Source organism: Desulfurispirillum alkaliphilum, assembly GCF_055378285.1.
The window spans coordinates 1,209,639-1,228,742 of sequence record NZ_AP042405.1; the positions used below are offsets into that span (position 1 = coordinate 1,209,639).

18 protein-coding genes are annotated in these 19,104 nt (G+C 57.1%); 11 read left to right on the forward strand and 7 right to left on the reverse strand.

The annotated features are described in order from the left end of the window. Positions 1-213: 213 nt before the first annotated feature. The 5 genes from ACZ46I_RS05555 to topA all read left to right on the forward strand — a co-directional run bounded on the left by ACZ46I_RS05555 (position 214) and on the right by topA (position 7,569). Positions 214-2,055 carry an N-acetylmuramoyl-L-alanine amidase gene (locus ACZ46I_RS05555; protein ID WP_464281713.1) on the forward strand — a complete coding sequence of 614 codons (1,842 nt, stop codon included), beginning with the start codon at positions 214-216 and terminating at the stop codon, positions 2,053-2,055. A gap of 11 nt (positions 2,056-2,066) precedes the next feature. Then, the gene (locus tag ACZ46I_RS05560) at positions 2,067-2,459 is read left to right on the forward strand and encodes a hypothetical protein (RefSeq protein WP_013506811.1); all 393 of its coding nucleotides are present in this window, start codon (positions 2,067-2,069) and stop codon (positions 2,457-2,459) included. A gap of 10 nt (positions 2,460-2,469) precedes the next feature. Beyond that, the gene (locus ACZ46I_RS05565; RefSeq protein WP_464281714.1) at positions 2,470-3,882 is read left to right on the forward strand and encodes a phosphomannomutase/phosphoglucomutase; all 1,413 of its coding nucleotides are present in this window, start codon (positions 2,470-2,472) and stop codon (positions 3,880-3,882) included. A gap of 42 nt (positions 3,883-3,924) precedes the next feature. Further along, a complete protein-coding gene (locus tag ACZ46I_RS05570; protein ID WP_464281715.1) occupies positions 3,925-4,989 on the forward strand; it encodes a type IV pilus twitching motility protein PilT in 1,065 nt (354 codons plus the stop codon). Positions 4,990-5,262: 273 nt separating this feature from the next. Beyond that, complete coding sequence (gene topA / locus ACZ46I_RS05575) at positions 5,263-7,569, forward strand: type I DNA topoisomerase (RefSeq protein WP_464281716.1); 2,307 nt, start codon at positions 5,263-5,265, stop codon at positions 7,567-7,569. A gap of 73 nt (positions 7,570-7,642) precedes the next feature. On the opposite strand, the gene ACZ46I_RS05580 is transcribed toward topA, so the two are convergent. The 6 genes from ACZ46I_RS05580 to argS form a co-directional block, all read right to left on the reverse strand. Continuing rightward, complete coding sequence (locus tag ACZ46I_RS05580) at positions 7,643-8,101, reverse strand: hypothetical protein (RefSeq protein ID WP_464281717.1); 459 nt, start codon at positions 8,099-8,101, stop codon at positions 7,643-7,645. Positions 8,102-8,172: 71 nt separating this feature from the next. Then, positions 8,173-8,565: an aspartate 1-decarboxylase gene (gene panD / locus ACZ46I_RS05585; RefSeq protein WP_013506816.1), complete on the reverse strand. Its 393-nt coding sequence runs from the start codon at positions 8,563-8,565 to the stop codon at positions 8,173-8,175. A gap of 5 nt (positions 8,566-8,570) precedes the next feature. Beyond that, the gene (gene panC, locus ACZ46I_RS05590; protein ID WP_464281718.1) at positions 8,571-9,434 is read right to left on the reverse strand and encodes a pantoate--beta-alanine ligase; all 864 of its coding nucleotides are present in this window, start codon (positions 9,432-9,434) and stop codon (positions 8,571-8,573) included. 4 nt (positions 9,435-9,438) lie between these two features. Continuing rightward, entirely contained in the window at positions 9,439-10,260 is an 822-nt protein-coding gene (gene panB / locus ACZ46I_RS05595; protein WP_464281719.1) for a 3-methyl-2-oxobutanoate hydroxymethyltransferase, read from the reverse strand. 163 nt (positions 10,261-10,423) lie between these two features. Further along, positions 10,424-11,200 (reverse strand): SPOR domain-containing protein, encoded by a 777-nt coding sequence (locus tag ACZ46I_RS05600; RefSeq protein WP_464281720.1) that lies wholly within the window; start codon positions 11,198-11,200, stop codon positions 10,424-10,426. A 31-nt stretch (positions 11,201-11,231) separates the two neighbouring features. Beyond that, a complete protein-coding gene (argS, locus tag ACZ46I_RS05605; RefSeq protein ID WP_464281721.1) occupies positions 11,232-12,902 on the reverse strand; it encodes an arginine--tRNA ligase in 1,671 nt (556 codons plus the stop codon). 232 nt (positions 12,903-13,134) lie between these two features. Here argS and lepA point away from each other — a divergent pair, with 232 nt between their 5' ends. From lepA to ACZ46I_RS05625, 4 genes are read left to right on the forward strand one after another with little or no spacing between them, the layout of a single operon-like run. Then, positions 13,135-14,943, forward strand: coding sequence for a translation elongation factor 4 (lepA, locus tag ACZ46I_RS05610; RefSeq protein ID WP_226508050.1), 1,809 nt, complete (start codon positions 13,135-13,137; stop codon positions 14,941-14,943). Between the two features lie 3 nt (positions 14,944-14,946). Next, entirely contained in the window at positions 14,947-15,765 is an 819-nt protein-coding gene (lepB, locus tag ACZ46I_RS05615) for a signal peptidase I (protein ID WP_464281722.1), read from the forward strand. A gap of 4 nt (positions 15,766-15,769) precedes the next feature. After that, a complete protein-coding gene (locus ACZ46I_RS05620) occupies positions 15,770-16,243 on the forward strand; it encodes an N-acetyltransferase (RefSeq protein WP_013506823.1) in 474 nt (157 codons plus the stop codon). After that, entirely contained in the window at positions 16,243-17,295 is a 1,053-nt protein-coding gene (locus ACZ46I_RS05625) for an amidohydrolase family protein (RefSeq protein WP_464281723.1), read from the forward strand. Before ACZ46I_RS05620 ends, ACZ46I_RS05625 begins: the two co-directional genes overlap by 1 nt. A 12-nt stretch (positions 17,296-17,307) precedes the next feature. Here the strand turns inward: ACZ46I_RS05625 and speD are convergent, their stop codons facing one another. Beyond that, positions 17,308-17,697 (reverse strand): adenosylmethionine decarboxylase, encoded by a 390-nt coding sequence (gene speD / locus ACZ46I_RS05630; protein ID WP_013506825.1) that lies wholly within the window; start codon positions 17,695-17,697, stop codon positions 17,308-17,310. Positions 17,698-18,034: 337 nt separating this feature from the next. On the opposite strand from speD, the gene thiE reads away from it, so the two are divergent. After that, a complete protein-coding gene (thiE, locus tag ACZ46I_RS05635; RefSeq protein WP_198007095.1) occupies positions 18,035-18,670 on the forward strand; it encodes a thiamine phosphate synthase in 636 nt (211 codons plus the stop codon). A 163-nt stretch (positions 18,671-18,833) separates the two neighbouring features. Continuing rightward, positions 18,834-19,103 (forward strand): 30S ribosomal protein S15, encoded by a 270-nt coding sequence (gene rpsO, locus ACZ46I_RS05640; protein WP_013506827.1) that lies wholly within the window; start codon positions 18,834-18,836, stop codon positions 19,101-19,103. The last annotated feature ends 1 nt before the right edge of the window (position 19,104 follow it).

The window sequence follows — 19,104 nt, forward strand, 5'->3', positions numbered from 1 at the left end:
ACTTTTTGCGGTTAAACTAAATGGCAAGTTTAGCCTTTTTTTTTGCGTCGTCAACAGATTCTGATTGGTTCACCAGCAAAAGCGCGATAGTTTCCTGAGAATACTTGAGTTAGAGGAAAAATTCCCGTATTCTGCTGACAATTTTCAACTGTTGCCAGAGGGGGAGCTGTGTTTCGTCGAATGGGTTTCTTGCTTGTACCTTTGCTGCTCTGCATGCTCCTGTCTGCGCCGCTGCTGGGCAATGAATACAACGAAGACTACTTTTTTGGCGTCAAAAGTGATTATGAGCGCCTGTTGCGCAATGAGAGCACTCAATTCCGCTCGGCGTGGCTCAAGGTGATTGAAGGCTTTGAGCTCTTCTACCTGAACCGTCCCGACTCCCCCCTTGCCCCAGAGGCCATGTATAATGCCGGCGATGCCTATTTTCGCCTCTATCGCCTCTCCTCCAAGGACTACGACCTTGAACAGTCCCTGAGCACCTTCCGCACCCTTCCCCGCCGGTACGCCGACAGCGAAAAAGCTCCTGACGCCGCCTTCCAGGCGGGCCGCATCTATGAGGAGGAAAAGAATGACATCCTCCTGGCGGCAAGGCTCTATGAGCAGCTTATTGAACGCTACCCCCGCAGCCAGGCGGCTGTGGATGCTTTGCAGCGGCTCGATGCCATGGGCGACATCGTTCGCTCTCCGGCCAATGTCAGTACGCGACGCCCTTCCGCCACCCGCTCCACTGTGCCGACGCTGGAAGATCCGGCGGTGGTGAAACCCACCCAGGTGGCGGCGACGACTCCAGCCCCCTCCCCGGCAGCGTCTGAGGAGGTTGAGCTGATCAAGGTCGACACCTTCTCCAATGCGGAGTACACCCGTGCGGTGCTGCGATTCAATGGCTTTGATGGTGATATCTCGCTGAAAAAACACTGGCTGCGTGAAGACCGCAATCTTGGGATGCCTCCCCGCCTCTTTGTGGATCTGTTCAATGTGCGCAAGTCGGAAAAGCTGGAAAATCTTGAGCTGGACAATACTCAGCTGCAGGGTATTCGCATGGCGCAGTACGACCGGGAAACGGTACGGGTCGTCTTTGACATCAACAGTGTCAGCGACTTCAAGGTTTTTGTGCTGCAGAATCCAGTGCGGGTTGTCGTTGACCTGATTTCCGAACCGGAGCCTGATCCCATGGCGGTAACCCGCAACCTGCTGGTGGCAGCCAAGACGCCGCCCCCCGTCGCGCAGTCCATCCAGGCTCCTGCCGCGCCACCCGCTGCGGGCAGTCGGGGTGGGGAAGTGCTTCTGGCGGAGCGCTCCAAACTGCCGGCTTCCGATGAGCCTGAACCACTGCAGCTGGCTTCCCTGGAACCCCGTGCCATAAGCCTGGCCAAGCAGCTTGGCCTGGGGGTCAATACGGTGGTCATAGATCCTGGCCATGGCGGCAGAGATCCGGGGGCCGTGGGCTTTAACGGCCTGCTGGAAAAGGACGTGGTGCTGGATATTGCCTTGAAAACGGCGGCGTATCTGCGTCGCAACTCCGACCTGACCGTGCACCTGACGCGGGAGACCGACAAGTTTTTACCATTGGAGGCGCGCACGGCCATTGCCAATACCAAGCGGGCGGATCTCTTTGTGTCCATCCATACCAACGCCTTTCGTGATCCCAATGTGCATGGGCTGGAGACCTACTATCTGAATATCACATCTGATCCGCGCGCCATGGAAGTGGCGGCGCGGGAGAATGCCATATCCCAGAAGAGTGTCAGTGACCTGCAGAATATTCTCAATGACCTGATGCTGAATACCAAGATCAACGAATCTGCCATCCTGGCCCAGGTGGTCCACAACGACATGTTCCACGGAATACGTCGTCACCACCCCCAGGCGCGCAACGCGGGGATAAAGAAAGCTCCCTTCTATGTTCTGATTGGCGCCCAGATGCCGTCGATTCTTATCGAAACGGGTTTTATCACCAACCCCCGTGAAGGCACTTTGCTGGCCCAGGAATCCTATCGCCAGGCGCTGGCGGAAAATATTGCCAAGGGCATAATCCGTTATGCCGAAAATCACTAGGAGCCAGTTCTTTGGAGAAATTTGACGTATTCGAATCCTTTGTTCGCTATTACGGTTCGGCCTATCTCGTGGTCAACCGCACCCGTGGGTTGTGCCGGGGCATAAAAGAGCACTTCTTCAAGGATGACCAGGTGGTGCTGATCTTCAACCCTCTGACGCAGCCCCTGTGGAGCTATGAGGATGATGTGCTGCTGTGCACCCTCTCCTTTGACGGGGATCGTTGTGAAGTCGCCATATCCGAGCGGTCGGTGGCGGCAACCTACAGTGTTTACGAAGGGAAGGTTCAGGCCCAGGCGGTTTTCCCTCCGGAACTTGACGATATTGTGCTGGGTGAGTCTCCCCGTGAGGCAGCAGCAGAACCTGGTCGCGACAGCCAGGGCAAGAAGATCCTGAAGCTCTTCTGATGGGTGCTCCGTGAATGCTCATATCTTCCGGGCCAATGATATCCGCGGGCTGGCCCACAGCGAGCTGACGCCGCAGCTGGTGTCAGCAATCGGTGCCGCGTTCGCGCGTATGCTTCCCGCGAAAAAACACCCACGGGTTTTCGTGGGCAAGGATGCCCGTACGCACTCTGAGACCCTGGCCCACAGCTTTCTGGCAGGCCTTGCCTCGGTTCCCTGTGAAGTAGTCTATGGTGGCGATTGTACGTCGCCCATCTCCTACTTCGCCGCATCCCCTGCCGGGGGTGGTTTTGACGCCACGGTTATGGTTACCGGCAGCCACAATCCTCCGGAGTATAATGGACTCAAGATGACCCTGGGTGGTCGCAGCCTCAGTCCCGATCAGATTACCACCCTGCGCCTTGGCTGCGGGAGCGCCGTGACAGGGACACCAATGGTTCCCAGGGTTGACACTGCGGTTCTGGTGCGGTACCGGGAGTATCTGTGCAGCCTCTTCCCCACGCTGCAGGGAATGCGTATCGGCATTGACTGCGCCAATACGACCATGGCACTGGTGGCACCTGAAGTACTGGGCTGCCTGGGGGCCGAGGTTCACGCCCTCTTTACCGAGATTGACGGCACCTTTCCCAACCATCATCCCGACCCCACCATTGCGGAAAATCTTACCGACCTGATGGATCTGGTGCGCCAGCAGCGGCTGGATGTCGGCTTTGCCTATGATGGCGATGGAGACCGCGTGGGGGTGGTGCTGCCTCACCCCGATGATGGCGTACGGATTCTCTGGAGCGATCAGCTGCTGCTGCTCTTCGCCCGGGATATGGCGCGCCGTTATCCCGGCCGGCCGGTTACCGTGGTCAGCGAGGTGAAATGCTCCCAGCTGATGTATGATGGTATCAACCGGCTGCCGGGGTTCCGGGCCATTATGGGCAAAGCCGGCCACAGCTTTATCAAGAGCAGGATGCTTGATACCGGGGCCCTGCTGGGTGGCGAGATGAGTGGCCATATCTTCTTTGCCGATGAGTACCTGGGCTTTGACGATGCCCTGTACGCTTCCTGTCGATTTGCCTGCCTGCTGAAGCAGGGTGTTGATATCTGGGACGAACTGCGGGAGTTTGAGCAGGTCTGTTCCACGGCCGAACTGCGTCTGGAAAGTGATGACCAGCGGAAAGTGCAGATCGTGGACGCGGTTGCGACATACCTGCGGGATCCGGCGGTGCGATCAGCCAGTGGTATCCAGGATATCATTGATGTGGATGGTCTGCGTATCTGTTTTGGCGCCGGAGCCTGGGCGCTGCTGAGGGCAAGTAACACTCAGCCAGCGCTGGTGATGCGGGTTGAAGCTGCTACGCCAGCTGAGCTTGAGCGCTATCAGTGCTTTGTGGAGCAGCTGATTGAGCGGGTTTCTCCCAGAGTGGCAGGGGCCTGATGGCCATGATAACCCCATAACCCATGACACCGGAGGTGTGAGATGAATGATACCCTGAAGGGCCTTTTGCAGATCATGGCTGACCAAGGTGCGTCGGATTTGCACCTGGTTGCCGGCAGTCCGGCGCAGATTCGCGTTGACGGTCGTTTGCGGCCGGTTAACCAGACCGTGCTCAGTGGTGAAGACATTGATCTGATGTGCCGCAGTACCGTTGAGGGCAAAGAAATTGCCCGCTTCCAGGAGAGTGGAGAGCTGGACAAGGCGCTTTTTCTGCCGGGTATCGCTCGTTTTCGCCTGAATCTGTATAAGGCGCTGGGGGAGACGGCGGCGGCATTCCGCATTATTCCCGAGAAGATTCCCGCCCTGGACGAGATCGGTTGCCCCCCCATGTATAAGCAGCTGGTCAAACGCGAGAAGGGGCTTATCCTGGTGACGGGGCCGACGGGCAGCGGCAAGTCGACCACCCTGGCGTCCATGCTCAATGAGATCAATCTGACAGAGCATAAACACATTATTACCATTGAAGATCCGGTGGAGTTTATTCACCGGCACGACAAGTCACTCTTCTCTCACCGCAATATCGGCCGGGATACCCAGAGCTTCCCCCAGGCCCTCAAGTACGCCCTGCGGGAAGATCCCGATGTGATCCTGATCGGCGAAATGCGTGATCGCGCCACCATTGAAGCGGCGTTGACCGCCGCGGAGACCGGACACCTGGTATTTGGCACCCTGCACACCAATTCGGCCTCCCAGACCATCAACCGCATCATTGACGTCTTCCCCGGTGACGAGCAGTCGCAGATACGGGCTCAGCTTTCCGTCAGCCTGGTGGCAGTCATCGCCCAGGTGCTGGTGCCCCGGATCGGTGGCGGGCGGGTGGCTGTGCCGGAGATTCTCCTGAACACCAGTGCCGTGGGCAACCTGATCCGCGAGAGCAAGGTGCATCAGATTTACTCCCAGATGGATCTCGGCCGCAACCTGGGGATGCAGACCCAGGTGCGGATGATGGCGCAGCTGGTGCAGGATGGTGTGGTGGAGCGTACCACGGCGTTTCAGTTCAGCAACAACCCCGAAGAGCTGATGCGTGTTCTGGGGACAGGGAGTTAGAAATTTCCTGGTGACCATGACTACCATGTGAAGGGTTGCGGGAGCGACCTGGTCTCCTCTTTCCTGGATCCGTCCGCGCGCCTGTCGTGCGGACGGTGAGTTTTTTTGCATTTTTGACGGGTCTGTCTGGCAATTCGCTCATTATATGTGTTACACCCTTTTAGTTTTGATGTAAGTGCCGGCAAATGTGTGCAGACGTTTGCGCCGGTTTGCGCAGGCAGAGCTCCCGTACCGTTGCGGGGGCCCGATGTTATACCTTTTACTGAGGATGGTATGGGAAAAAAGAAACTCGTCATTGTGGAATCACCTGCCAAAGCGAAAACCATTAACCGCTACCTGGGGAATAATTTCACCGTCAAAGCCAGTGTGGGGCATGTCCGCGACCTTCCCAAGTCGACTTTTGGCGTTGATCTGGAAAATAACTTTGAGCCCAAGTATGTGACCCTGCGCGATAAGAAGAAGGTAATCGATGAGTTGAAAAGCGCTGCCAGCAGGGTTGATGAAGTCTTTCTGGCAAGCGATCCCGATCGCGAGGGAGAGGCCATCGCCTGGCATATCAGCGAGATTCTGCAGAAGGAAAACAAGGGACTTGCCATCAAGCGGGTGCTCTTCAACGAAATAACCAAGAAGGCCATTGTGCAGGCGCTGGAACATCCCGGCGAAATCGTCCAGCCCAAAGTGGATGCCCAGCAGGCCCGGCGGATTATCGACCGTATCGTGGGCTACAAGATCAGCCCCTTCCTGTGGGAGAAGATCTCGCGCAACCTCTCCGCCGGCAGAGTGCAGAGCGTGGCCCTGCGCCTGGTGTGTGAACGGGAGAAGGAGATCGACGCCTTTGTCACCGAGGAGTACTGGAGTGTTGTCACCCAGTTCATCAAGGACGAGGTGCCCTTTCAGGCCAAGCTCTTCCGCATCAAGGAGAAAAAGGCCCAGATCAAAGACGGCGATACAGCTCATGCTGTCGTTGACGCCCTGAAAAAAGGTTCGTTCACGGTTGGCACGGTGGAAAAGAAGCAAAAGCGCAAGCGCCCCATGCCGCCTTTTACCACCAGCAAGCTGCAGCAGGATGCCTCACGCAAGCTGCGTTTTTCCGCCAAGAAGACCATGATGGTGGCCCAGTCACTCTATGAAGGGGTCAACCTTGGTGAGTACGGCCAGACGGGTCTGATCACCTATATGCGTACCGATTCCACCAGGCTCTCCCAGGATGCCATTGACATGGCCCGCGAATATATCGGCAAGACCTTCGGCCCCGATTACCTGCCGGAAAAACCACGGGTCTACGCCACGGGCGGCAAGACCCAGGATGCCCACGAGGCGATTCGCCCCACCACCTCCCTGAACCCCGAAAGCATCAAAGCACACCTGACGGGGGATCAGTACCGCCTCTACAAGCTTGTTTTTGACAAGTTCCTGGCGTCGCAGATGGCCGATGCCCTGATTGACGCCACGGCGGCGGATATCATCAATGGCGACTATACCCTGCGCGCCACCGGAAGCGTGGTGGCCTTTGCCGGTCACCTGGCCCTCTATCAGGCGGTGGAGGAGAGCGCCAAAAAAGAAGAGGATATTCTGCCGCCCCTGCATCAGGGCGACAAGCTCACCAGTGAAGATATCCAGGCCCTGCAGCACTTCACGCAGCCACCGCCCCGCTATACGGAGGCGACACTGGTGAAGACCCTTGAGGAAAAAGGTATCGGCCGTCCCAGTACCTATGCATCCATTCTCTCCACCATCGAAGATCGCAAGTATGTGGAAAAGGAGGACCGGAAGTTTACCCCCACCGAGCGTGGAAAAATCGTCAACGAGCTTCTGGTCAATCACTTCCCCGAACTCTTTGAGTACAGCTTTACCGCCAATCTCGAAGCCAAGCTCGACCGCATCGAGGAAGGCGAGGAGAACTGGAAAGATACCCTGGGGAACTTCTACGAAGGGTTTCAGCGGGAGCTGGAGAAGGCCAAGGAGTCGCTGAAACACGTTGACAAGATCAATATCAAGTCGGGGGTAGCCTGCCCGAAATGTGAAGCGGAGCTGGTGATCAAGAGCGGTCGCAACGGTGAATTCCTGGCGTGTATCCGCTATCCGGAGTGCGAGTTCACCTCCAACTTCACCAAGGAAGAGGATGGCTCCATCACCATTGTGCAGCGTCCGGCCGAAGAGATGACCAGCATCGCCTGCGACAAGTGTGGGAAGCCCATGGCCATCAAGATGTCACGACGTGGCCCCTTCCTGGCGTGCAGCGGTTATCCGGAATGCAAAAACCCTAAAAGCTTCCGCCGTGAAGAGGATGGCACCATTGTGGTGGTAGAGAAGAAGCCGGCTGAGCCCACCGATATCGCCTGTGAGAAGTGCGGCGCCCCCATGGTGATCCGCGCCTCCCGCCGTGGCGAGTTCCTGGCCTGCTCAGCGTTTCCCAAGTGCCGCAACACCAAGAATATGGAGCGCGATGAGCAGGGTAAGGCGGTGATCAAGGAGAAAAAAGCCACCGCCAAGGAACCTGGCGAAAAGGCGGCAGCACCCAAGGCAAAGGCGGCTGCCAAAAAGGCACCCGCAAAAAAACCAGCTGCGAAAAAGAAGTAGTATTGCCCTCATGCCAAATACAAAACCCCCGCGGTCAGAGGACCGCGGGGGTTTTGTTTTCTGCAAAGAGATATCAGAACGCGAACATCACATAGAGGCGGGGAAAGAAGATCGGGCTCTCGGCGTAACCGAATATCTCCTCCTCAATCATGGCCATCTGCACGGCTCCACCCAGAATGATATTGCGGGCGATGGCTGTTTCATAGCCCACGGCTGCGGTAAAGCCGATTTCGGTGTCGTCATCTCCGTCCACATACATGCCGCCCAGCTCGTAGTAGGTGCCGTTCTGGTAGCGCTGGTTGTACGCCTTGTAGGTGAGTTCCAGTACGGTGAGATCCTCGCCGCTGGCGAAGCTGGCCTTGATGGCCGAGGTGCGCGTCAGGGCATGCTGAAAGATGATGTTCATCATGCCATCATCCTGGTTTCGATCAAAGATGCGCACGACATCGGTTCCGATGGCGTTATTGGCACTGGCGGTTGCGGGCAGCAGAAAAACGAGGGCAGCGAGCGTGCTGACGATCACTCTTTTCATGGGAACTCCTTCGGAATGAAATGAGCTCACTATAATTTCTTTTGCCGTGGGTGTAAAGCCCGCTGCTTTGTCTAGCAGCAGGCGCTCTCCAGCTCCTCGACACCCTGGGTAATGCTCCAGTCGATGCGGTTGTGCTCGTCCACATGGATGATGCGTGGCTTGAGAGTGCGGGCGACGGCATCCTCCATCTGGGCGTAGGAGATGATGATGATCAGATCACCCGGCTGTACCAGCCGTGCCGCGGCACCATTGAGGCAGATGACGCCACTGCCGGGTTCGCCCTCGATGATATAGGTTTCAAAGCGGGCGCCATTGTTGATGTCGACGATGGCGACCTGTTCATATTCCAGCAGGTCGGCAGCTTCCATGAGTTCTCGATCGATGGTGATACTGCCGACATAATGCAGATTAGCTTCGGTGACGGTGGCTCGATGTATCTTGGATTTGCACATGGTACGCAGCATAGGGGTTACTCCTTGGCTTTGAGGGTAATGGAGGCGTTATCGATCAGGCGGGTTCTGCCGATATGGACGGCCAGGATAACTCTGGCTTCTTCGGTAATGGTTTCCAGGTGAGCCAGGGTGACCGGATCGACGATTTCCACATAGTCGATGGTGCACAGTGGCGAGGCGGCGAAGTGCTCCCGGAGAGCCTGCCGGATTCTGGAAGCATCCCGCTGTCCCTGGTTGAGTATCTCCTGGGCCAGCGTCAGGGCCTGAAAGAGCATGGTGGCCGCTGAGCGTTCCTCCGGCGAGAGGTAGGTGTTGCGGGAGCTCATGGCCAGGCCATCTTCTTCGCGCAGCGTGGGGCAGGCAACAATCTCGACGGGCAGGTTGAGGTCCCGGGTCATCTGGCGGATCAGGGCCAGCTGCTGGTAATCCTTCTCGCCGAAATAGGCCCGTTGGGGCTGAATCAGGTGAAACAGCTTGGTGACAACGGTGGTGACTCCGCGAAAGTGGCTGGGGCGGCTGGCGCCACAGAGGACGGCGGCCATGGGCGACTGAACCTCAACCCAGGTGCAGTGTCCAGGAGGGTAGATGTCCTGGGCTTGCGGGGCAAAGACGTAGTCAACGCCAGCGTCACGGGCCATATCCAGATCCCTTTGCAGGTCGCGGGGATAACTGTCCAGGTCTTCTGAAGGGCCAAACTGGGTGGGGTTGACAAAGATGCTCATGACCGTGCAGGCGTTCTCGCTTTTGCTGCGCTCCACCAGGCTCATGTGGCCGGCGTGGAGGTATCCCATGGTGGGGACCAGGCCAATGGTATGGGACGTCTTCTGCCAGAAAGCCCCAAGCACGTTGCACAGTTCCTTGCGTGTTTGTATGACCTGCAAGGTGCTACCCTTTGAAGCAGTGTTCCGGCTGTGGGAACACTGCTTGTTTTACTTCGGTGCGGTACTGGCGGAAAGCCTCGGCCACCTGCTCACCCAGCAGGGCGTACTGTTTGACGAACTTGGGCGTGAAGTCATCGAAAAGCCCCAGCAGATCGTGCATGACCAGAACCTGGCCATCACAGTCGGGGCCGGCCCCAATGCCGATGGTGGGAATACGCAGCTCTCGGCTGATGCGCTGCCCGAGGGATGCGGGGATGCCTTCCAGGACTAGGGCGAAAGCTCCGGCTTCCTGAAGGGCCAGGGCGTCGGCTGTCAGGGTGTCGGCAGCTTCAGCCCCTCTCCCCTGGACGCGGAAGCCGCCCAGTGTGTGAATGGATTGCGGTGTCAGGCCGATATGGCCCATGACGGGGATGCCGGCACCGACGATTTTGCGTACGGTGTCTGCCATGGCGCGCCCGCCTTCAATTTTGACGGCTTCGGCACCCGCCTCCTGTACGAGGCGGCCGGCATTGCGCAGGGCTTCTTCGGGGTTGATCTGGTAGGTCATGAAAGGCATGTCAGCGACGACCAGGGCATGCTTGGCCCCACGGCTGACGGCGCTGGTGTGGTAGATCATCTGTTCCAGGGTGACGCTCAGGGTGTTGGGCTGGCCGGAAAAAACCATGCCAACACTGTCCCCCACCAGGAGAATTTCGATACCCGCACTGTCGGCAATGCGGGCAAAAGACGAGTCGTAGGCGGTCAGCATGGCGATCTTTTCCCCCTCCGCTTTCATGGACATGACAGCGGTAGTGGTGATCTTGCCCACCTCAAGGACTTTGCTCATGTAAAGAACCTTTCTGGTCTGACCCCATGCGGGTGTCAGCCAAACAGTGTTTTCAGATTTTTTTCTTTTAGAGAACGTGGCAATTTTTGTCAAGACAAGAGCTTGCAATTTCCCGCAGTTTCTCTGTGGCTGCGCTCAAAGGGGCGTGCTCAGAGGGCTCGTGTCAGTTCACCTCAATGGGGAAGGGGAAGAGTTTTTCCTTCTCTTTGATCTGTTCGGCTTTGGTGCGGGCGGCGTCCAGCTGGCCGAATTCACCGACCCTGACACGGTACCAGATACCTCGGTCTCCCTGGTCGGAAACCATATAGTAGGCGTCATAGCCTTTTTCCTTGAGGGCTTTCGCCTGGCTCTGCGCGGACTGCTCGTCCCGGAAAGCGGCTATCTGTATGGTGAATTTTCCGGCGGGTACCGTGCGTTTGAGGGATCCTTCGCCGGTGGCTGTGGCCGGAGCGGCCGGGGGAGCTGTCTTGGCTGCCGTAGGCTCAGCGGGGGAGCTTACCTGTGGTGCACTGGGTGTCTGGGGGCCGCTGGGGGTTGTTGGGGCGGCTATCTCCTGTTTTGCCCTGGCCAGCAGGTTGTCCTTTTCCTGGCGGGTTGCCTGGGCCTGCTCGGCAGCGCGCTGCGCTTCCTGGGCGGGTGGAACTTCCGCGAACTTGAGCTCAGGGGCTGTGGGTGCTCCGGGTGCGGTTGGCGCGCTCAGGGGCTGGGAGTTTGGCGGCAGGACGGTGGTGGTTTCCGTATCTGGCTGCAGGACGGAAATGCGCTGATCCATCTCTTTGGAGCCCAGGAGCATGCGACCGGCAAAGACTCCCAGGGCAAAGACCAGGGTGAGCCCGACTATAAAGACGATAAGGGTTGCAAATGTCTGATTGCCGCTTTTGCGGTTTGGCTGTTCCTGCTTGCTGCGTCCTGCGCGGGACGCGGTTCCAAATTGATCCACCTGTGGCCTCCTTGGCGGTTTCGGGGGGTTGTTACATGCGCTGGGGTGCGTCTATGCCGATGACATGGAGTCCGTTGCAGACGACCTGACGGGTTGCCTCCACCATGATGGTGCGGGCGGCCAGCAGTTCCTGCGTGGGGGCATTCATGACGCGGCATACATTATAAAAGCTGTGGAATGCCGATGCAACTTCGTTGAGATAGTGGGGGATGCGGTGGGGTTCGCGCGCCAGAGCCGCGCCTTCTACCACTTCGGTGAAGCGTCCCAGCACCTTGGCGAGGTCTTTCTCCTGTTCCGTGTCCATCACGCTGAAATCGATGGCGTCCAGGTTTTGCTGCGGGTACTTGTCGTTGGCTTTGAGCTGTTCGATGATGCTGCAGCAGCGGGCATGACAGTACTGGACATAGAAGACCGGGTTATCGTTGGTCTGCTGTTTGGCCAGCTCCAGGTCGAAATCCAGGTGGGAGTCGCAGCGGCGCATGAGGAAGAAGTACCGGGCGGCATCGGTGCCCACCTCGTCCAGCACGTCGTGCAGGGCATCGAACTCGCCGGAGCGGGTGCTCATGGCGACGGGCACACCCGCGCGCTGCAGGCTGACCAGCTGGATGAGGATGACTTCCAGATCGTCGGGGTTGCGATCCAGCAGGTTGACGGCGGCCTTGAGTCGGTTCACATAGCCGTGGTGGTCGGCTCCCCAGATATCGATCAGGGTGTCGAAGCCACGCTGGAATTTATTGCGGTGATAGGCGATATCGGCGGCAAAGTAGGTGGTTTCGCCATTGCCACGGCGCACGACGCGATCTTTGTCATCGCCGAAGGCGGTGGTGCGGACCCACAGGGCGTCGCCCTCTTCATAGGCCTTGCCGGCAGTCTGCAGCTGATCCAGTTCCCGGCTGACGTGGCCCTGTTCGTGGAGATCCTTTTCCGAGAAATAATGGTCGAAGCTGACCCGGAAGCGCTGCAGGTCGTCTTTGATGCCCTGCAGGATCACATCACCGGTCAGGGTGGTGAAAAAGGGTATGCTGGAGCGGTCGCCTTCAAACTTGCGGCCGTACTTGGTGAGGACATCCCGGGCGATATCAGTAATATAGTCGCCCTGGTAGCAGCTCTCTTCCAGGGCCATTTCCTCGTGTCCCAGCAGCTGCATGTAGCGGATATAGGTGGAGAGGCCCAGGTTGTTCATCTGGTTGCCGGCATCGTTGATATAGTATTCGCGGTGCACATTGTAGCCGGCGTACTCGAGAATGCGGGCAATGGCGTCTCCCACGGCAGCTCCCCTGCCATGGCCGATATGTAGAGGGCCGGTGGGATTGGCGCTGACAAATTCCACCATGACGCGGCGGTTCTGGCCCACGGCGCTGCGTCCATACTGCTCACCTTCCCGCAGAATGGTTCTGAGGACTTCCAGGGAGGCGGCCGGGCGTACAAAGAAATTCATGAAGCCGGGGCCGGCAATTTCCACTTTCTCAATGGCGCTGTGGGAAAGGTGTGCCATGATGGCCTGGGCTATGGCTCGTGGTGGCTGCCCCATGATCTTGGCCAGTGGCATGGCTATGGTGCAGGCGAAATCGCCAAAGGATTTTTCCTTAGGGTTTTCGATGATGATCTCGGGGAGACCCTGGCCTTCGGGCAGGGACAGGGTGCCCCTCTGTATTGCCTGTTCAATGGCGTTTCGCACGCATTCCGCAATGAGCTGTCGCATAGGTGACGATTCCTTGTTTCTGGAAAAATGAAGTGTTAAGCCACAGCATCATAGTGATTCTTGCCTGCCATGGCAAGAGCAAGGGACGACTAAAGTAGCGTTGGTTGCCTGTGGTACCTTTACTTGCGGTAGCCTGCGCAATGGTGTATATAATTTGCTTTTGTTTCCAGAAGGCTGCTTTGGATGTGTTTTCTGCAAACGGTGACACTATCACTTGAGTACAAGAGGTTTCATGCAACGGGAGTTCAAGCGCAACTTTTCCATTATTGCCCATATTGATCACGGGAAGTCGACCCTGGCTGACCGCATCATAGAGTTTACGGGTGCCATACAGGATCGCGAAAAAAAGGACCAGCTGCTGGATCGCATGGATCTGGAGCGCGAGCGTGGCATCACCATCAAGGCCCAGGCCATTACCCTGAACTACCTGGCGCAGGATGGGAACACCTACGAGCTGAACCTGATTGATACTCCGGGGCACGTGGACTTTTCCTATGAGGTATCCCGCAGCCTTGCCGCCTGTGAAGGGGCACTGCTGGTGGTTGACGCTTCCCAGGGTGTCGAGGCCCAGACTCTGGCGAACGTGTACCTGGCCCTGGACAACGACCTTGAGCTGATTCCGGTGCTCAATAAAATTGATCTGCCGTCGGCGGAGCCGGAGCGTATCAAGCAGCAGATTGAAGATATTATCGGACTGGATACTTCCGATGCCGTTATGGCCTCTGCCAAGGAGGGGATCGGTATCGGCGATATTCTCGAGGCGGTGGTGCAGCGCATTCCCTCACCGGAGGGCTCAGAGGAAGCGCCGCTGCAGGCGCTTATTTTCGACTCCTGGTTTGACCCCTACCAGGGCGTGATCATCATGGTGCGGATTGTGAATGGCTCTTTGCGCAAGGGGATGCGTATCCGCTCCTTCAAGGGAAGGAAGGAACACGAGGTCACCCATGTGGGGTACTTTGACCCCTTTCAGCAGGATGTGGACTGTCTCAGCGCCGGCAGTGTCGGCTTTGTGATCGCCGGTATCAAGGATATTCAGGAGGTCAAGGTCGGTGACACCATCACGCGCTGTGACCACCCGGCCAAGCAGCCGCTGGACGGTTACAAGGAAGTGAAGCCCATGGTATTCAGCGGGCTTTACCCTGTGGACAGTGCAGAGTACGATGACCTGCGGGACGCTCTGGAAAAGCTGGTGCTCAACGACGCTTCCCTGAGTTTTGAGCTGGAGAGCTCGGCGGCCCTTGGTTTTGGTTTTCGCTGTGGCTTCCTGGGACTTCTGCACATGGAGATCATTCAGGAGCGTCTGGAGCGCGAGTACAACCTGAATCTCATTACCACGGCGCCTACGGTGACCTACGCGGTGCACGATATCAACGGTGGGTGCACCATGGTGGACAACCCCACGCAGCTGCCGGATCCGCAGTTGATCGACCATATCGAAGAGCCGTATATTGTTGCCAACATCATGTGTCCCAACGACTACGTGGGGCAGGTGATCACCCTGTGCCAGATGAAGCGCGGGATTCAGAAGGCCATTCAGTATATTGGATCTGACCGGGTCATGGTGACCTATGAGCTGCCGCTCAACGAAGTGGTCATGGATTTTTATGATGCCCTGAAGAGCGCGACACGCGGCTATGCCTCTTTGGATTATGACTTCCTGGAGTATCGCCCCGGCAAGCTGGTCAAGCTCGATATACTGCTCAACGGCGACACGGTGGACGCCTTGAGTCTGATCGTACACGCTGACAGCGCCTATGCCCGTGGCCGCGACCTGGCAGCCAAGATGCGCGAAATCATTCCGCGCCAGATGTTCGAAGTGGCGATTCAGGCCGCTATCGGTAATAAGATCATCGCTCGCGAGACCGTCAAGGCCATGCGGAAAAACGTTCTTGCCAAGTGTTATGGTGGCGATATCACCCGAAAAAAGAAGCTTCTGGAGAAACAGAAGGAAGGAAAGAAACGCATGAAACAGGTGGGAGCAGTGGAAGTTCCTCAGGAAGCATTTATGGCCGTTCTGCGTGTCGGCACGGAGGGAAGGTAAGTGGTGAACGAGACCCATACCGACAAGGAAGGGACGCCGGTATCCCGGGAGGGAAATCCCAGGGGGATGCGCCACTTGCTGGAGAGGCACCTTGATCTGATTATCGCGGTTTTCTATACGCTGTGCCTGATCTTCTGGGCCGATCAGCTGCCCCTGAAGATGGGGACGGCCACGGTATCTCTGCCCATGGTGGTGATACTGACCGCATTGATTGCCCACCACGCCTTCTATTACGTGGTCAGCCTGCTGAAGACCACCATTGAAAAGGGAAGATTCCAGCGTTTTGTGGACGAAATATCCCAGGTGCTTGCCATGGCCCTGGTGATTATCATCTTCATCGTGCAGGCCTTCAAGATCCCTTCCGGATCCATGCTGGAGACGCTGCAGATCGGTGACCACCTGCTGGTGAACAAGTTTATATACACTTTTGTAGAAGTTGAGCGCGGTGACGTGGTGGTGTTCAAGTTTCCCCCTGAGCCCCACATCGACTATATCAAGCGTGTCGTTGGCCTGCCAGGCGACCGGATTCGCATCGAGGCCAAGCGGGTCTATGTGAATGACGAGCCCTTTGTGACCGGTTTTGAACAGTTTAAGGACTCCCAGCTGCAAACGGGTTCGCCCCGCGACAATATGAAGGAATTCCAGGTTCCCCAGGGCAGTTACTTCATGCTGGGTGACAACCGGGATAACTCTTTCGACAGTCGCTTCTGGGGATTTGTTCCCGAAGAAAACATCGTTGGGAAAGCATTCATTCTCTATTTTTCCTGGGATTCCGAAAACAGCGCTGTGCGTTTTAATCGCATCGGCCGCCTGATACGGTGAGAGCGTGGAAGCAACCAAAGCCACCATAGCCGATGTGAAGCAGATTCACACCATCATCAACCGCTTTGCTCAGGAGCAGCTGATGCTGCCCAAGGCGCTGAGCGATATCTATGAGACCATCCGCGATTTTTTTGTTCTGCGTGACGAGCAGGGGCAGGTTACGGCCTGCGGAGCCCTGCACGTTATCTGGGAGGATCTGGCCGAAATTCGCAGCCTGGCCGTAGCCCATGGCTTTCAGGGTCAGGGCCTTGGCAGCTGTATCGTGAGCGCCTGCCTGCAGGAGGCAAATTTCCTGGGGGTGAGGCGTATCTTTGCTCTCACCTATCAGAAGCCTTTCTTTGAGAAGATGGGTTTTCACGAAGTGGAAAAGAGTGAACTGCCCCACAAGATATGGGCTGACTGTGTCAAGTGCGCGAAGTTCCCGGAGTGCGATGAGATTGCCATGGAAATTCTGCTGCAAGGTGTGCGCGCAAGCTGATGGCAACACAGACTATCGGGGCGACGGGCATATTCGATGGCAGGCAGTGGGTACAGACTGTCGCCGTCCGCGACGGGGTTCTGCAGCCCGCCGGGGGCTGCCCTGCGGATCACGCCATCGAAGGAGTGCTTTTCCCCGGCTTTGTCAACGCCCATGCGCACCTGGACCTCTACTTTACCCTGGAGCCCGGCCCCTTCTATCAATGGGTGCAGCGGCTGATCGACAAAATATTTCACGAATATGATGCCGACTTCTCCATTCCCCTTTCCCTGAAGCTCCTTCGTGACTCTGGCGTGCGTTATGTGGGTGATATTGCCCGCAGGCCCCAGGCAGATCGCCTTCAGGAAGAGATTTTCGTCCGCAGTTTCTACGAGTTTATCGTGCGTTATCCGGACATCAGTGAGGAGGGTTTCTACTCGCCCCACTCGCTGTACACGGTTCCCCACGATTTCCTGCAGCGTTTTGGCCGGGAGAATCGGCAGCGCTTTCAGATCCATCTGGCAGAGTCCAGAGACGAGTACGAGTACTTCATCCGCGGTAACGAGACCTTTTACCGCGAATACCTGCAGAAATTCTCCCGGGAGCGCTTTGGGCAGCCGTATCGCTCGCCAGTGCAGGTGCTGGATGACCTGGGGCTGCTGGGGCCTCTCTCGATTCTCGTGCATATGGGCGAGGCCACCGGAGAAGATCTTGACCTGGTGCAGCGCGCTGGGGCCAGTGTTATTGCCTGCCCGGAAAGCAACCGGTTCCTTGGCAATGCGGTCGCCGACCTGCGCGGCCTTGAGGAGCGTGGTATCCCCTATGGTATAGGCACCGATGGTAAATGCTCACGCCACGCTCTGGATTTTCTGGAGGATTATCACGCTGTTGCGGGAGTGGTGGGATATGAGAGTGCCTTCCGCGCCGCGACCAGTGGGGGCGCGGGCGTCATCGGCCTGGGGGACGCGTACAGCCTGTATGGACAGCCGGTATCCCGGGCGGTTGTGGGTCTTGGTGATGGCGTGAATATCAACCGGGTCAAGAGCCTGAGCGATGTCCTGGCAGGCGCCTGAAATACGGGCTGGTTACAGGAAGGAACGCTGAAAGGGGCTGCCCTGTCCCACCTTGATCTGCCCGCGACGCAGCTCGGTTGCCGAATCGTACTGGGCCTCCAGGCGCTCCTTGAGGTAGTCGTAGGCGAGCCAGGGGTCAATGGTGTTTGAGGGTGTGAAGATATCCACGGCGGCGTAGCTGTGGGATGGCCAGGTATGAATGGACACCCGAATATCTGCCGTGATGACGGTGCCGTTGGCGCCGTTTTCTGGTGTAGGCTGAAAAAAACTCTCTTCGATGGAGGAAGTGCTGAAGGTGATGGCGCCTTCCACGTGTTGCTGAATCAGAACCACATCGCCGATAATCTGCGGGTTACAATTATAAAATTCGACAATAATGTGTTTTGCCAGCGCGTGGACCAATCCGGCACCTCCTTGAAAAATAAGAAAATACTTTTACTCTATTGGTGTGCCGGGCGTCAAGGATGTTTCTGGTTGACGGCGGGTAATGGCCTGTACAGAGGGCTGGCGGGGTGAGTGTTTTTTGCTTGCCTCGGATGAATATCTTTGCCAGAATTACTGTTTTGTTCAGCTGGCTGCTGAGGAAAACTCTCTGGGGCGCAAGCCTGTAGTCGTCTGTGGCTGCAATGCCTTGCGCACTGGGTGCTTTCAGCTGCCGACGGTCTTTTTGCAAGCTGTCTGTGGTTTCGGGCGCGCGGGGATCGTTTATGGAGTGGATGTTATGGAGAGAAAAGGGCTTATGTTTACGTTTTGTGCGATTACCGCTGCTGACGCCTTGGGCGACCACTGCCAGACGGCTGCTTCAGCCCTCGAGGGTGGAGCGGATATGATTCAGCTTCGGGCCAAGGAATTGTCTGGCGATGACCTGCTCGTCTGCGCCAAGAAGATCATGGAACTCAAGTCCCGCTTCCGTTTCACCTTTATCGTGAATGATTCCATCGAGGCAGCGCTGAAATCCAATGCTGACGGAGTCCATCTGGGGCAGGATGACGACGGTCTGGAATTTGCCCGCGATATTCTCGGCCCCGATGCCATCGTGGGTATTTCCACCCATACCCTGCAGCAGGCAAAATCCGCTGTGGCTGCCGGCGCGGATTATATTGGCTTTGGCCCGATGTTTGCCACGATGACCAAGTCATCGGAGTATGAACCCCGTGAAGTGGGAGATCTGCTCAAGGTGGCCCAGGGTGTCGAAGTGCCGGTGTGCGCCATTGGAGGCATCAGCGTCGCGTCCGTGGCGCAGCTGATTGTTGCGCCCAATGTGTTCGTGGCCAGTATAAGTGGCTTCCGGCGCGAAGACATGAAAGCGGCTGTCGGTGAGTATGTCCACGCGGTGGAAGAGTGCCGCCGCCTCAAAGGGTTTGACGTATCCTGACGCACCTGGCGGCTTTTCAACGGCCTGTTCGCGAGAAAAGACTTTACTAATGAAGCTTAAGGTGTTAACTACCCTGGGCTTAACTGGCCGCCGGGTTCAAGGGCCCGGCAGGCGGAAAACAACCGACTAACAATCTCACATACAATGCAAGGAGAAAGACGAAATGGCTCTGACGAAAGAGAGAAAAACTGAGATTATGAGGGAATTCGGGATGTCCGAAGGGGATACTGGTTCTCCTGAGGTACAGATCGCCCTGCTGACTGAGCGCATCAATTACCTGACCGAACACTTCAAGGATCACAAGCACGACTTCCACTCCCGCCGTGGATTGCTGATGCTGGTCGGCAAGCGACGTCGCCTGCTGGACTACCTGAAGAAGAAGGAAATCGACCGTTACCGTAAGATTATTGAACGCCTGAATATCCGTAAGTAAG

Bases quoted from the DNA above. Each gene is read 5' to 3' on its own strand.
- lepA (WP_226508050.1), top strand. From the start codon at position 13,135: ATGCAACGGGAGTTCAAGCGCAACTTTTCCATTATTGCCCATATTGAT.
- panD (WP_013506816.1), bottom strand. From the start codon at position 8,565: ATGCTGCGTACCATGTGCAAATCCAAGATACATCGAGCCACCGTCACC.
- topA (WP_464281716.1), top strand. From the start codon at position 5,263: ATGGGAAAAAAGAAACTCGTCATTGTGGAATCACCTGCCAAAGCGAAA.
- rpsO (WP_013506827.1), top strand. From the start codon at position 18,834: ATGGCTCTGACGAAAGAGAGAAAAACTGAGATTATGAGGGAATTCGGG.
- ACZ46I_RS05625 (WP_464281723.1), top strand. From the start codon at position 16,243: ATGGCAACACAGACTATCGGGGCGACGGGCATATTCGATGGCAGGCAG.
- ACZ46I_RS05580 (WP_464281717.1), bottom strand. From the start codon at position 8,101: ATGAAAAGAGTGATCGTCAGCACGCTCGCTGCCCTCGTTTTTCTGCTG.
- ACZ46I_RS05555 (WP_464281713.1), top strand. From the start codon at position 214: ATGCTCCTGTCTGCGCCGCTGCTGGGCAATGAATACAACGAAGACTAC.
- panB (WP_464281719.1), bottom strand. From the start codon at position 10,260: ATGAGCAAAGTCCTTGAGGTGGGCAAGATCACCACTACCGCTGTCATG.
- ACZ46I_RS05570 (WP_464281715.1), top strand. From the start codon at position 3,925: ATGAATGATACCCTGAAGGGCCTTTTGCAGATCATGGCTGACCAAGGT.
- thiE (WP_198007095.1), top strand. From the start codon at position 18,035: ATGTTTACGTTTTGTGCGATTACCGCTGCTGACGCCTTGGGCGACCAC.
- argS (WP_464281721.1), bottom strand. From the start codon at position 12,902: ATGCGACAGCTCATTGCGGAATGCGTGCGAAACGCCATTGAACAGGCA.